Source organism: Methylibium sp. Pch-M (assembly GCF_004136295.1).
Taxonomy (GTDB): domain Bacteria; phylum Pseudomonadota; class Gammaproteobacteria; order Burkholderiales; family Burkholderiaceae_C; genus Methylibium; species Methylibium petroleiphilum.
Map to the genome: position 1 here is coordinate 3,621,176 of NZ_CP029606.1, position 13,395 is coordinate 3,634,570.

The following is a 13,395-nucleotide window of genomic DNA, read 5'->3' on the forward strand; positions in this document are numbered from 1 at the left end:
GGAAAGTGGGCAGGGCACTGCAGACCGTGGTGCTGACGACGCTCTGTGCAGTCTGTCTGGGGGCCCGATCGCAGCCCGCCTCGGCCCCGGCGGTTTCAGTGGCTCCGGCGGCGTCTGCCGCGAGCGCGGTGAAGTCGACGGGCCCGCAGCCGATCTTCGTGCTCAACTCGCTGGACGCGACGATCAGCGTGATCGATCCCGTGAGCTTCACCGAACTGCGCCGTCTGCCCACCGGCAAGGAGCCGCACCACCTCTACCTGTCGCCCGACGAGCGTTCGCTGCTTGTCGCGAATGCCATGTCGGACACCCTGACGCTGGTCGATCCGAAGACCGGGCTGGTGCAGCGCACGATCGCCGGTGTCGACGATCCCTACCAGCTGCGCTTCTCGCCCGACATGAAGTGGTTCGTCACCGCGGCGAACCGGCTCGACCATGTGGCGATCTATCGCTGGACCGCCGGCGCCGACGGCGGCGACTTCAAGCTGGTGAAGAAGGTGGCCGCCGCCAAGACACCGAGCCACCTGTTCATCGACAGCCGGAGCTCCGTCGTCTACGCCTCGCTGCAGGACAGCGACCAGCTGGTGGCGATCGAGCTCGCCACGCAGACGCCGCGCTGGACGGTGCCGACCGGCAAGCTGCCGGCCGACGTCTACCTGACGCCGGACGACAGGCAATTGCTCGTCGGCCTGACCGGTGACGAGTTCGTCGAGGTCTACGATGTGACGGCGGTCCCGGCGAAGCTGGTCAAGCGCATCAAGACCGGCGCCGGCGCGCATGCCTTTCGCGCCTGGGGCGACGGACGCCACGTGCTCGTGAGCAACCGCGTCGCCAACACCATCAGCCGCATCGACCTGCAGACGCTCACCGTGGTCGACACCTATCCGGCGCCCGGCGGGCCGGACTGCATCGACGTGATGGTCGATGCGCAGGGCACGAAGACCATCCTGGTCACCTCGCGCTGGGCGCGCAAGCTCACGGTGATCGACCCGGTCAAGCGGCAAGTGGTGCGGCAGGTCGCCGTCGGCCGCTCGCCGCACGGCGTGTGGACCCTGGCCCATGCGTCTCGCCGCTGAGCTGCGACGTGCAGTAGCCGCCGTCGCGACTGCGCTGTGCGGCGGCGCGGCGCTCGCCGCGGCCTGCGACAAGCCGGTCTACCTGAGCTTCGACACCGGCCACATGGGCGTGGCCCCGCTGGTGGCCGAGGTGCTGCAGCGTCAGCAGGTCCGGGTCACGTTCTTCCTTGCCAACGAGCGCACGCTGACCGACGGCAGCAGCCTCGACGACCAGTGGGCGCCGTGGTGGAAGGCGAGGGCGGCTGAAGGCCATGCCTTCGGTTCGCACACCTGGGACCACTGGGTGTGGCGCGCCGACAGTGGCGCAGGCTTCCGTGTCCGGCCCACCGCCGGGCCCGACAGCGGCCGGACGCTGACGGTCACCGCGGCCGACTACTGTGCGGCGCTGAAGCGGCCGCTGCAGCGCTTCGAGCAGATCAGTGGTCAGTCGGCGCTGCCGCTGTTCCGCGCGCCGGCCGGACGCACCTCGCCGGCCTTGCTGAAGGCGGCCGGAACCTGCGGCTTCAAGCACGTGCCGTGGTCGCCGGCCGGCTTCCTGGGCGACGAGCTGCCGAGCGACAAGTACCCGAACGCGCAACTGCTGTCGAAGGCACTGCGCGACATCCGGGTGGGCGACATCCTGCTGGCCCACCTGGGCATCTGGTCGCGCCAGGACGCCTGGGCGCCGGTGGTGCTGGAGCCGCTGATCGAGGGCCTGAAGGCCCGCGGCCTGTGCTTCGCGACCCTGCGCGATCATCCCGACTACCGCGCCTGGATCGCGGCCCATCCGATGCACTGAGCTGGCGATGGAAGCCTTGACCGACCTGTTCGCGCAGGCCCAGCAAGCCTTGTTCGAGGCGGTGGTGCAGCCCTTGCTCTTCTCGCTGGGCTTCGGCAACCTGCTCGAGGACGGTTTCGACGCCACCGGCTGGCTGCTGGTCGGCCTGCTGCAGCTGGCGGTGATGCTCGTGCTCATCGCGCCGCTGGAACGCTGGCGGCCGGTGGAGCCGGTGGTGGACCGGCGCGCCGTGCGCATCGACGTGCTGTACACGCTGCTGCACCGCCTGGGGCTGTTCCGCGTGGCGCTGTTCTTCGCCGTCGATCCGCTGTGGGACGCGATGTTCGGCGCGCTCAGCCTGCAGGGCTACGGCGGCTGGCAGCTCGACCAGTGGCTGGCCCCCGCGTGGCCGGGCGTCAGCGACACGGCGGTGTTCGCCTTCGTGGCCTACCTGCTGGTGTTCGACCTCGCCGACTACTGGATCCACCGCGGCCAGCACGGCCTGAACGCCTGGTGGGCGCTGCACGCCCTGCACCACAGCCAGCGCCAGATGACGATGTGGAGCGACAGCCGCAACCACCTGCTCGACGACCTGCTGCGCGACGCGCTGCTGGTGCTGCTGGCGCGGGCGATCGGTGTGCCGCCGGGCCAGTTCATCGCGGTCGTCGCGGTCACGCAGTTGCTGGAGAACCTGCAGCACGCGAACCTGCGCCTGAGCTTCGGCCGCGTCGGCGAGCGGCTGCTGGCCAGCCCGCGCTTCCATCGCCTGCACCACAGCATCGGGCTCGGCCACGAGTCGAACGGGCAGGGCACGCTCGGCGGCCACAACTTCGCGGTGCTGTTCCCACTGTGGGACGTGCTGTTCGGCACGGCCAACTTCGAGAACCGCTACGACCCGACGGGCGTGCGCGACCAGTTGCCCGGCGAGGGCGCGCGCGACTACGGCCGCGGCTTCTGGGCCCAGCAGTGGCGGGGCCTGCAGCGCTTGTTCGGGCGCGCCTGAGCGACGGCGCGGCTGGCGGGCCTTGGGTATGCTCGTCGGATGAAGCAACTGGTCGATTCGTTCTGGCGTGCCGCCGCCTACTGCCTGCACCCGCGCGTCATCTGGCTGTCGGTGCTGCCGCTGCTGCTGACCGGCGTGCTGGCCGCGGTGCTGGGCTATTTCTTCTGGGAGAGCGCACTGATCGCCGTGCGCGCCCAGCTCGATGCCTGGTCCCTGACCGGCAGTGCGCTCGGCTGGCTTGAATCGGTGGGCGCGGGTGGCCTGCGGACCCTGGTCGCCCCCCTCATCGTGCTGGCGCTGGCGGTGCCGGCGCTGGTCATCCTGTCGCTGCTGGTGGTGGCGCTGATGATGATGCCGAAGCTGGTCGACCTGGTGGCGCAGCGGCGCTTCGCCGCGCTCGAACGCCGGCATGGCGAGCCGGTGTGGCGCAGCGTGCTGTACTCGCTGGGCGCCACCCTGCTGGCGGTGGGTGCGCTGGTGATCTCGATGCCGCTGTGGCTCGTGCCGCCGCTGGTGCTGTTGCTGCCGCCGCTGATCTGGGGCTGGCTCAGCTACCGCGTGATGAGCTTCGATGCGCTCGCCGAGCACGCGACGCGCGACGAACGGCGCGAGCTGATGCGCGTGCACCGCCTGCCGCTGCTGGGCATCGGCATCGTCACCGGCTACCTCGGTGCCGCGCCGGCGCTGGTGTGGGCGGTGAGCGCGGCGCTGCTGGTGTTCGCGCCGGTGCTGATCGTGGTGTCGGTCTGGCTGTACACGCTGGTGTTCGCGTTCTCGGCGCTGTGGTTCAGCCACTACTGCCTGGCCGAACTGCAGGCGCTGCGTGCACGCAGCGAGCCGGTGAGCGCGGTGACGGGGCCGCCCGATGCGATCGTGATCGATACGGTGCCGGCCGTGCCGCCCGCGCTGCCGCCGGTCTGAACCGCTGCCGAAGGAAGGACGAAATGGAATTCGGGCTGCTGATCATCGGGGACGAGATCCTCTCGGGCAAGCGCCAGGACAAGCACCTCGCCAAGACCATCGAACTGCTCGGTGAACGCGGCCTGCAGCTCGCGTGGGCGCGCTATGCGGGCGACGACCGTGCACGCATCACCGCCGACCTGCGAGACGCCTTCGCCAGCGGCGCGGCGGTGTTCTCCTGCGGCGGCATCGGCGCGACACCCGACGATCACACGCGACAGTGCGCGGCAGCGGCGCTCGGCGTGCCGCTGGCGCTGCATCCGCAGGCGCGCGACCTCATCATCGAGCGCATGCGCGACGTGGCTGCGGAGCAGGGCGTGCCCTACGAACCCGATCGCGACGACAACCGCCATCGGCTCAACATGGGCGTGTTTCCCGAAGGCGCGCGCCTCATCCCCAACCCCTACAACAAGATCGCCGGCTTCACGGTCGACGGCCCGGCGGGCGGTGCCGTGCATTTCGTCCCCGGCTTTCCGGTGATGGCCTGGCCGATGATGGCGTGGGTGCTCGACACCCATTACGCGCATCTCCGCGGCGGCGGGCAGGCCGAGCGTTCGGTGATCGTCTACGGGGCGATGGAGGCCGCGCTCACGCCGCTGATGGAGGCCATCGAGGCCGAGTTCGCCGACGTCAAGGTCTTCAGCCTGCCCAGCGTCGACCACCCGGAGCATGGTCGCCACATCGAGCTCGGCGTGAAGGGCGGCAACGCCGACACGCTGGGCCGCGCCTATGCCGCGCTGCTGACCGGACTGAGCGGCTACGGCGCCCAGCTTGGCCCTGAAATGGTGCGTTGACGACGCCCGGGAATGGTCGTTCTTGGTGCGTTATCTGCCTCGAATCAGTGCCTGATGTGCGATCCAGCCTGTCGATGAGCCGTCGAGGCGCACGCGCGCACCGTTCACGATCCTGTCCTGGGCATGGTTTCTGCTAAATTTCCGAGAGCCCTTTCCGGCCATTGCCGGGGCCTCTCAGCCCCATTCCCCCACACCGATCCAACGTCCCGCTAGGAGCACCTGATGGCCAACAAGACCGTCGCCGACGTGATGAAGATGGTGAAGGAAAACGAGATCAAGTTCGTTGATTTCCGTTTCACCGACACCCGCGGCAAAGAGCAGCACGTTTCCGTGCCCGTCTCGCATTTCGACGAAGACAAGTTCACGTCGGGCCACGCCTTCGATGGCTCTTCGATCGCCGGCTGGAAGGGCATCGAAGCCTCCGACATGCAGCTGATGCCCGATCCGAACACGGCCAACATCGACCCGTTCTTCGAAGAGCCCACGCTGATCCTGACCTGCGACGTCATCGATCCCGCCGACGGCAAGGCCTACGAGCGCGATCCGCGTTCGCTCGCCAAGCGTGCCGAGGCCTACATGAAGGCCTCGGGCCTGGGCGACGCCGCCTACTTCGGTCCTGAGCCCGAGTTCTTCGTGTTCGACAGCGTGCGCTGGAGCAACGACATGTCGGGCTGCTTCGCCAAGATCGAGAGCGAGGAAGCGGCCTGGAACACCGGCAAGGAATACGAGCACGGCAACTCGGGCTTCCGCCCGGCCGTCAAGGGCGGCTACTTCCCGGTGCCGCCGGTCGATTCGGGCCAGGACCTGCGCTCGGAGATGTGCCTGATCCTCGAATCGCTGGGCATCCCGGTCGAGGTGCACCACCACGAGGTGGCGAACGCCGGCCAGATGGAGATCGGCACGAAGTTCAGCACGCTGATCCAGCGCGCCGACTGGGTGCAGCTGCAGAAGTACGTGATCCACAACGTGGCCCACGCCTACGGCAAGACCGCGACCTTCATGCCCAAGCCCATCGTCGGCGACAACGGCTCGGGCATGCACGTGCACCAGTCGGTCTGGAAGGACGGCAAGAACCTGTTCGCCGGTGACGGCTATGCCGGCCTGAGCGAATTCGCGCTGTTCTACATCGGCGGCATCATCAAGCACGCCCGGGCGCTGAACGCGATCACGAACCCCGGCACCAACAGCTACAAGCGCCTGGTGCCTGGCTTCGAAGCCCCGGTGAAGCTGGCCTACTCGGCCAAGAACCGCTCGGCCTCGATCCGCATCCCCTACGTGGCCAATCCCAAGGGCCGCCGCGTCGAGGCGCGCTTCCCCGATCCCCTGATGAACCCCTACCTGGGTTTCGCAGCGCTGTTGATGGCCGGCCTGGACGGCGTGGAGAACAAGATCCACCCGGGCGAAGCCGCCACCAAGGACCTGTACCACCTGCCGCCGGAAGAGGACGCGAAGATCCCGACCGTCTGCGCCAGCCTCGAGCAGGCGCTTGAGTACCTGGAGAAGGACCGTGCCTTCCTCACCAAGGGCGGCGTGTTCACCGACTCCTACCTCGACGCCTACATCGACCTCAAGATGCAGGAAGTCACGCGCTTCCGCATGGCGACCCATCCGGTCGAGTTCGACATGTACTACACGCTCTGATCGCCGAGGCGGGCCTGCGGGCCCGCCCGCCGGCGCGCAAGTCGCGTGTGAGAAAGGGACGGCATCCGCCGTCCCTTTTTTTTGGGGCGCGGTGCGCGCCGGCAGCACGGCGTGCGTTGAATGCGGGATGCCGGATACTCCGGTCGCAGGGCGTCGCGCTGTTGCGGATCGTCGGGATGAAGGAGTCGGGATGAGTCGATGGACGGTTGAACTGCGCGTGCTGGTCGCGGCAGGGCTGGTGAGCTCGGCCGCTGGCGCGGGGGCCCAGGAGCCCGTCATCTACAAGTGCCCGGGCAACCTGTACACCAGCGCCTACACGCCGAAGGAGGCCGCCGCCAAGGGCTGCAAGACGCTCGAGGGCGCGCCGATCACGGTGATCCAGGCGCCGGCGCGGCGCGCTCCGGCCGCCACGCCGAGCGGCGAATCGCGTCCGGCCGACAGCCGCGTCGACCCGGCCGACCAGCGCGCGCGCGACACCGACAAGCGCCGCATCCTCGAGACCGAGCTGCGCCGCGAAGAGGAGCGCCTGACGGCGCTGAAGCAGGAGTACAACAACGGCCAGCCCGAGCGACGCGGCGACGAGAAGAACTACCAGAAGTACCTCGACCGCGTGGCCGAGATGAAGGCCAGCATCGAGCGCTCCGAGTCCGACGTGGCGGCCCTGCGGCGCGAGCTCTCCAAGGTCACCGGCGGCAGCGGTGGCTGAGCGCCGCGGCATTGCCGTCGCGGCCGGCGCGGCGAGCACCACACTGCCGGCTGCGGCGCACTGGAGCGAGGCCTTCGACCTGCTCGCCACCATGGTGGCGGTGGTCCAGCCCGACGGGCGCTGCCTGTTCGCCAACGCGGCGTTCGAGAACGTCCTGGGCCTGTCGCGCCGCAACGTGCTGCGGCGCGACTGGTTCGAATGGTTCGTCGATCCCTCGCTGCTGCGGGACACCGTCGCCGCGGTGGCCTGCAACGAGTTCTCGACCAGCCGCCTCGATGCCCAGCTCAAGCGGCCCTTCGTGTCGCCCGGTGAGCCGCTGCTGGTGCACGTGATCGTCAACCAGATGGAGCAGTCCGACGTCACGCTGGTCGAGCTGATCGAGATCGAGCAGCAGACCCGGCAGGACCGCGAGGAGCGCGCGCTCGACCAGGTGCGCGCCACCAAGGAGCTGATCCGCAACCTGGCCCACGAGATCAAGAACCCGCTGGGTGGCATCCGCGGCGCGGCGCAACTGCTGCAGATGGAGGTCGAGTCCAAGGGCCTGAGCGAGTACGCACAGGTCATCATCCACGAGGCCGACCGCCTGCAGGCGCTGGTCGACCGGCTGCTGGCGCCGCATCGCCGCCCGCACGTGGTGGGCGACGTCAACATCCACGAGGTGTGCGAGCGGGTGCGCGCCCTGATCGTGGCCGAGTTTCCCCGCGGGCTCCGGATCGAACGCGACTACGACACCTCGATCCCCGACTTCCGCGGCGACCGCGAGCAGCTGATCCAGGCGGTGCTGAACATCGCCCACAACGCCGCCCAGGCGCTGGGCGAGCGCATGGTGGCCGGTGACGCCCGCATCGTCCTGCGCACGCGGATCGCCCGGCAGGTCACGCTCGGCAAGCAGCGCTTTCGTTTGGCACTGGAATTGCATATTGAGGACAACGGTCCGGGCGTTCCCGAGGCCATCCGCGATCGCATCTTCTACCCGCTGGTTTCCGGGCGCGATGGCGGTTCGGGCTTGGGGCTCACACTGGCACAGACCTTCGTGGCGCAACATCAGGGCACGATCGAATGCGAGAGTGAACCGGGCAGGACGCTGTTCAAAATCACGATGCCGCTCCCCTGACCCGATGTCGGGGCTGCGGCTGGCAAGACGCTCAGGGATCGCAGAGCCGCATGAAATCCATCTGGATCGTCGACGACGATCAATCCATCCGCTTCGTGCTCCAGAAGGCCCTGCAACGCGAGGAGCTGCCGGTGCGCTGCTTCGCGAACCCGCGCGACGTGCTCACGGCACTCGACGAGGGCGACGCGCCGCAGGTGCTGGTGAGCGACATCCGCATGCCCGGCGGCTCGGGCATCGATCTGCTCGGCACGCTCAAGGAGCGGCTGCCGGCCCTGCCGGTCATCATCATGACCGCCTACTCCGACCTCGACAGCGCCGTCTCGGCCTTCCAGGGCGGCGCTTTCGAATACCTGCCCAAGCCCTTCGACCTGCCCAAGGCCGTGGAACTGATCCGCCGCGCGCTCGACGAGAGCCTGCGCGAGGACGAGGGCGACGAGCGCCTGACCCAGGTGCCCGAGATGCTCGGCCAGGCGCCGGCGATGCAGGACGTGTTCCGCGCCATCGGCCGCCTGAGCCAGAGCAACGTCACCGTGCTCATTACCGGGGAGAGCGGCTCCGGCAAGGAACTGGTGGCGCATGCGCTGCACAAGCACAGCTCGCGCGCCAGTGGCCCCTTCGTCGCGATCAACACCGCGGCCATCCCCAAGGACCTGCTCGAGAGCGAGCTGTTCGGCCACGAGCGCGGCGCCTTCACCGGCGCGCAGACCACACGGCGCGGTCGCTTCGAGCAGGCCGACGGCGGCACGCTGTTCCTCGACGAGATCGGCGACATGCCCTTCGACCTGCAGACGCGCCTGCTGCGCGTGCTGAGCGACGGGCAGTTCTATCGCGTCGGCGGGCACAACCCGCTGAAGAGCACGGTGCGCGTGATCGCCGCCACCCACCAGGACCTCGAGCAGCGCGTGAAGCAGGGTGCCTTCCGCGAAGACCTGTTCCACCGCCTCAACGTGATCCGCCTGCGCCTGCCGGCGCTGCGCGAGCGGCGCGAGGACATCCCGGCGCTGGCGCGCTCCTTCCTGCAGAAGAGCGCCAAGGAACTGGGCGTCGAGGCCAAGCGCCTGAGCGAGGCCGCGCTGGCGCGGCTGTCGAGCTTCGACTATCCCGGCAACGTGCGGCAGCTCGAGAACATCTGCCACTGGCTCACGGTGATGGCGCCGGCGCAGATGGTCGACGCCAAGGACCTGCCGCCGGAGCTGACGGCCATCGCCTCGGCTGCACCCATGACGGCCGCGCCGCAGGGCGCCGCCCACGGCGCCTTGCCCGAGGCGTCGGCCCCCATCGCCCCGAACGATCCAGCGGCCGCCGGCGCGGCCTACACGCCGATCGCTGCGGCGGCAGCGGTGGCCGGGCTCTGGCTCGACGATCTGGAGCGCGAGGCGCGTGCCCTGCTCGAGGCCGGCGTGCCCGACGTCTGGCAGGCCCTGACCGACAAGTTCGAGGCGCGCCTGATCCACACCGCGCTCGACATCACGCGCGGCCGGCGCATCGAGGCGGCCCACAAGCTCGGCATCGGTCGCAACACGATCACGCGCAAAATCCAGGAACTGGGTCTCGACGACTGAGCCGTGCCATGTCGGCGCGGGTCGGTTCCCGGGCTGGACGAGGAGGCGATCGATGAGCCATTCATGGATAGGCACCGCGGCGCTGCTGTGTGCCGGCATGCTGGGGGCGGTGGGGCCGGCGCAGGGCCAGACCGCCATGAAGCCGGGTCTGTGGCAGATCAGGCAGCAGATGGAGCTCGATCCGGCCCAGCAGGCGCAGATGGAGCAGATGCGCAAGCAGATGGCCGCCATGCCGCCGGCGCAGCGCAAGCAGATGGAAGAGATGATGGGCCGCAACGGCGCCGGCATGGACGCCGCCACCGGCGGCGGCTCGACCAGCAAGGTCTGCGTCACGCCCGAAGACGTGGCGCGCCAGTCGGTGCCGATGGAGCAGCGGCCCGACTGCAAGTACGACCAGAGCCGCTCCGGCGCGACGACGAACATCAAGTACGTCTGTACCAAGCCGCCGTCCCAGGGTGACATCGAGATCACCACGCTCAGCGCCGAGCGCTACACGATGAAGATGCGCGGCACCGGCGGTGCCAAGGGCACGAAGATGGCGATGCAGGGTGAGGGCCAGTGGCTCGGCGCCGATTGCGGCAGCGTCAAGCCGCTGCCGCGCCCGCCCGCTGCCGCCAGGTAGGCGGACCGCCGCTCACGCCAAGGAAAGCTCCACGACCACCGGCGCGTGGTCGCTGGGCCGTTCGTTCTTGCGCGGCAGCTTGTCGATCGTGCAGGCGCTCACCGTCGGCTTCAGCGCCTCGCTGACCAGGATGTGGTCGATGCGCAGGCCCTGGTTCTTGCGGAACGCGAGGTTGCGGTAGTCCCACCAGCTCCAGCTCTTGGGCGGCTGCTCGAACAGCCGGAAGGCATCGACCAGGCCGAGCCCGATCAACTCGCGGAAGTGCTCACGCTCCTGCGGTGTGCAATGGATCTGCCCGGCCCACAGCACCGGGTCGTGCACATCACGGTCTTCCGGCGCGATGTTGAAGTCGCCCATCAGCACCAGCCTCGCGTGCACGGCCAGCTCGCTGCGCACCCAGTCGCGCAGCGCCTGCAGCCACGCCATCTTGTAGGTGAACTTCTCGCTGTCCGGCGCCTGGCCGTTCGGGAAGTAGGCGCCGATCACGCGCACGCCGTCCACCGTGCCGGCGATCACGCGGGCCTGCTCGTCGGTGAAGCCGAAGATGTTCTTCGTCACGTCATGCGCCGGCTCGCGCGACAGCAGTGCCACGCCGTTGTAGGTCTTCTGCCCGAACCACTGCACCGCGTAACCGGCGGCCTCGATCTCGGCGCGCGGGAACTTGTCGTCGGTGAGCTTGGTTTCCTGAAGCACCAGTGCGTCGACCGGGTTCGCGGCCAGCCAGTCCAGCACCTGAGGCAGGCGCACGGCGAGCGAGTTGACGTTCCAGGTGGCGAGTTTCAAGAGGATTCCAGAGGGTGTGCCGGCCGCGGGTCCGGCTGCGCAGAGGCCGCCATCCTACAAGGCGCGGCGCAGCGCCCGGGCGCGATCGCGGATCGCCTCCCGCTGGGCTTCGTCCAGGCGCGCCAGGTTCTTCACCTGCAGCACCATGCGCGGATTGCCGGCCAGCATCGCCTCGTGGCGCATCAGGAAATCCCAGTACAGCGTGGTGAACGGGCAGGCCTTCTCGCCTGTGCGCTGGGCGGGGTCGTAGCGGCAGCCCTGGCAGTGCGGGCTCATGCGCTGGATGTACCTGCCAGTCGCCGCATAGGGCTTGCTGGCCATCAGGCCGCCGTCGGCGTACTGGCTCATGCCCAGGGTGTTGGGCAGTTCCACCCACTCCACCGCATCGACGTACACCGCCAGGTACCAGGCGTGCACCTGCTGCGGCTGCACGCCCAGCATCAGCGCGTACAGGCCGGTGACCATCAGTCGCTGGATGTGGTGCGCGTAGCCGTGCCGTAGCGTCTGCGTGATCGCGTCGCGCAGGCAGGCCATCTCGGTGTCGCCGGTCCAGTACCAGGCGGGCAGGTCTTCGCGGGCGTCCAGTGCATTGAGCTCGGCATAGCCCGGCATGCGGGTCCAGTAGATGCCGCGCACGTACTCGCGCCAGCCGAGGATCTGGCGCACGAAGCCTTCCACGCCGGCCAGCGGCGCGGCGCCCCCGCGGTAGGCCGCTACGGCCGCGTCCACGACCTCGCGCGGGTTCAGCAGCTTCAGGTTCAGCGCGGCCGCCAGGTGGGCGTGGTACAGCCAGGGTTCGCCGGGCCACATCGCATCCTGGTAGTGGCCGAACAGCGGCAGGCGCTCGGTGATGAAGCGCTGCAGCGCGACGAGTGCCTGTGCACGCGTCACCGGCCAGGCAAAACCATCGAGTCGGCCGGGATGGGTGCCGAAGCGCTTCTCGACCAGCGCGATCACCTCGCGCGTGAGCGCATCGGGCTCGAACACCGCACGCGGCGGCACGGCGCCCGGGCCGGCGGCACCGAAGGCCTCGCGGTTCTCGGCGTCGAAATTCCACTGGCCGCCCTCGGGCTCGTCTCCGTGCATCAACACGCCGTGGCGCTTGCGCATCTCGCGGTAGAAGTACTCCATGCGCAGCGCCTTGCGGCCGCGCGCGTGGGCCGCGAACTCGCGCACGCTGCCGTAAAAGTGGCGGTCCTCGCGGATCTCGAGCGGCAGGCCCTGCGCCTGCGCCACGCACTTGATCGCCTGCAGCACGCGCCAGTCGCCTGGGGCCGTCATCACGAGGCCGGTGGGGCGCAGGCGCTCGATGTCGGCGCGCAACTGCGCCTGCAGGCTGCCGTGCGTGGCGGGATCGTCGAGCGGGGCGTAGTGCAAGGTCCGTCCGGCCGCACGCAGGGCGAGCGCGAAGTGGCGCATCGCGGCGAGGAACATCACCGTGCGCGGTTGGCTGGACCACACATGCGCTGATTCCTCAGCCACCTCGGCCATCCACACCGCGTCGCGTGCGGCGTCGAAGCCGTCGAACGCGGCAGCGTGCAGCTCCAGTTGATCGCCCAGCACCACGACCAGGTGGCGCATCTCAGCCACGGGCTCCCTTGGCGCGCCGGCACGCGTCGGAGCAGAACTTCACCTCATCCCAGGTGCGCGCCCAGCGACGGCGCCAGCTCATCGGCCGGCCGCAGGCCACGCAAGGCTTGCTGGGCAAGGCGGCCTTGTTGCCGCGGTATGCGGGGGTGGACGATGTCATTGGCGGCGAGGCCGAACCGAACTCCGAACCGCTTCGAGGCGGTCGCGGCCGTTCGGGGAGAGGTTGTCATGGTCCGCGACCTCTGATTGAACGTCCAAAGGATCGTCGCTGCCTGATGTGCGGTTTCAGCGAGGGACGCGCTCGTAGCGCACGAAGTGGTAGGGCCAGGGCGCACCGTCGGCGTGGCTCTCGCGCGTGGCTTCGGTGAAGGCGCCGCGATCCCAGAAGGGAAAGTGCGTGTCGGCGTCCGGCACGTCGGTGTCGACCTCGGTCAGCACCAGGCCGTCGGCGCGAGGCAGCGCCTGGGCGTAGAGCTCACCGCCGCCGATGACGAACACCCGCTCCGCTTCGCGCAGGCGCTTGAGCGCGGCGTCGAGCGAGGGCGCGGCCTCGGCGCCGTCGGCCTGCCAGGCGGCATTGCGCGTCACGACCACGTTGCGCCGGCCCGGCAGAGGCCGGAAACGCGGCGGCAACGACTCCCAGGTCTTGCGGCCCATCACCACCGGACAGCCCAGCGTCGTGCGCTTGAAGTGAGCCAGATCCTGCGGCAGGTGCCACGGCATCGTTCCGGCACGGCCGATGGCGCCGTCGCGCGCCACCGCGGCGATCAGCCAGAGTTCCATCGGGAGG

Annotated in this window: 14 protein-coding genes; 10 read left to right on the forward strand and 4 right to left on the reverse strand. The window is 69.3% G+C overall.

Features of this window, described 5'->3' with window-relative positions:
• The first annotated feature begins 98 nt into the window (after window positions 1-98).
• The 10 genes from C1M51_RS17400 (at window position 99) to C1M51_RS17445 (ending at window position 10,232) form a co-directional block, all read left to right on the forward strand.
• A complete protein-coding gene (locus tag C1M51_RS17400; RefSeq protein ID WP_129451765.1) occupies window positions 99-1,073 on the forward strand; it encodes a YncE family protein in 975 nt (324 codons plus the stop codon).
• Window positions 1,057-1,851, forward strand: coding sequence for a polysaccharide deacetylase family protein (locus tag C1M51_RS17405; protein WP_129451766.1), 795 nt, complete (start codon window positions 1,057-1,059; stop codon window positions 1,849-1,851). The genes C1M51_RS17400 and C1M51_RS17405 overlap by 17 nt, the downstream gene beginning before the upstream one ends.
• A gap of 7 nt (window positions 1,852-1,858) precedes the next feature.
• On the forward strand, window positions 1,859-2,833 hold the full coding sequence (locus tag C1M51_RS17410) for a sterol desaturase family protein (RefSeq protein WP_129451768.1): 975 nt from the start codon (window positions 1,859-1,861) through the stop codon (window positions 2,831-2,833).
• A gap of 39 nt (window positions 2,834-2,872) precedes the next feature.
• Window positions 2,873-3,754 carry an EI24 domain-containing protein gene (locus C1M51_RS17415; RefSeq protein WP_129451770.1) on the forward strand — a complete coding sequence of 294 codons (882 nt, stop codon included), beginning with the start codon at window positions 2,873-2,875 and terminating at the stop codon, window positions 3,752-3,754.
• 23 nt (window positions 3,755-3,777) lie between these two features.
• Entirely contained in the window at window positions 3,778-4,587 is an 810-nt protein-coding gene (locus tag C1M51_RS17420) for a molybdopterin-binding protein (RefSeq protein ID WP_129451771.1), read from the forward strand.
• Window positions 4,588-4,809: 222 nt separating this feature from the next.
• The gene (gene glnA, locus C1M51_RS17425) at window positions 4,810-6,228 is read left to right on the forward strand and encodes a type I glutamate--ammonia ligase (protein WP_011829669.1); all 1,419 of its coding nucleotides are present in this window, start codon (window positions 4,810-4,812) and stop codon (window positions 6,226-6,228) included.
• A 190-nt stretch (window positions 6,229-6,418) separates the two neighbouring features.
• Entirely contained in the window at window positions 6,419-6,934 is a 516-nt protein-coding gene (locus C1M51_RS17430; protein ID WP_011829668.1) for a hypothetical protein, read from the forward strand.
• Window positions 6,927-8,048 (forward strand): nitrogen regulation protein NR(II), encoded by a 1,122-nt coding sequence (glnL, locus tag C1M51_RS17435; protein WP_129451773.1) that lies wholly within the window; start codon window positions 6,927-6,929, stop codon window positions 8,046-8,048. The genes C1M51_RS17430 and glnL overlap by 8 nt, the downstream gene beginning before the upstream one ends.
• 50 nt (window positions 8,049-8,098) lie before the next feature.
• Window positions 8,099-9,610 (forward strand): nitrogen regulation protein NR(I), encoded by a 1,512-nt coding sequence (gene ntrC / locus C1M51_RS17440; protein ID WP_129451775.1) that lies wholly within the window; start codon window positions 8,099-8,101, stop codon window positions 9,608-9,610.
• Window positions 9,611-9,662: 52 nt separating this feature from the next.
• A complete protein-coding gene (locus C1M51_RS17445) occupies window positions 9,663-10,232 on the forward strand; it encodes a DUF3617 domain-containing protein (RefSeq protein ID WP_129451777.1) in 570 nt (189 codons plus the stop codon).
• A gap of 12 nt (window positions 10,233-10,244) precedes the next feature.
• Here C1M51_RS17445 and xth read toward each other — a convergent pair whose 3' ends face one another.
• From xth to C1M51_RS17465, 4 genes are all read right to left on the reverse strand, one after another.
• Entirely contained in the window at window positions 10,245-11,015 is a 771-nt protein-coding gene (xth, locus tag C1M51_RS17450) for an exodeoxyribonuclease III (protein ID WP_129451779.1), read from the reverse strand.
• Window positions 11,016-11,069: 54 nt separating this feature from the next.
• Window positions 11,070-12,596: a cryptochrome/photolyase family protein gene (locus tag C1M51_RS17455; RefSeq protein ID WP_129452255.1), complete on the reverse strand. Its 1,527-nt coding sequence runs from the start codon at window positions 12,594-12,596 to the stop codon at window positions 11,070-11,072.
• A gap of 1 nt (window position 12,597) precedes the next feature.
• On the reverse strand, window positions 12,598-12,765 hold the full coding sequence (locus C1M51_RS17460) for a DUF2256 domain-containing protein (protein ID WP_129451781.1): 168 nt from the start codon (window positions 12,763-12,765) through the stop codon (window positions 12,598-12,600).
• A 125-nt stretch (window positions 12,766-12,890) separates the two neighbouring features.
• The gene (locus C1M51_RS17465) at window positions 12,891-13,388 is read right to left on the reverse strand and encodes a dihydrofolate reductase (RefSeq protein ID WP_129451783.1); all 498 of its coding nucleotides are present in this window, start codon (window positions 13,386-13,388) and stop codon (window positions 12,891-12,893) included.
• Between the last annotated feature and the right edge of the window lie 7 nt (window positions 13,389-13,395).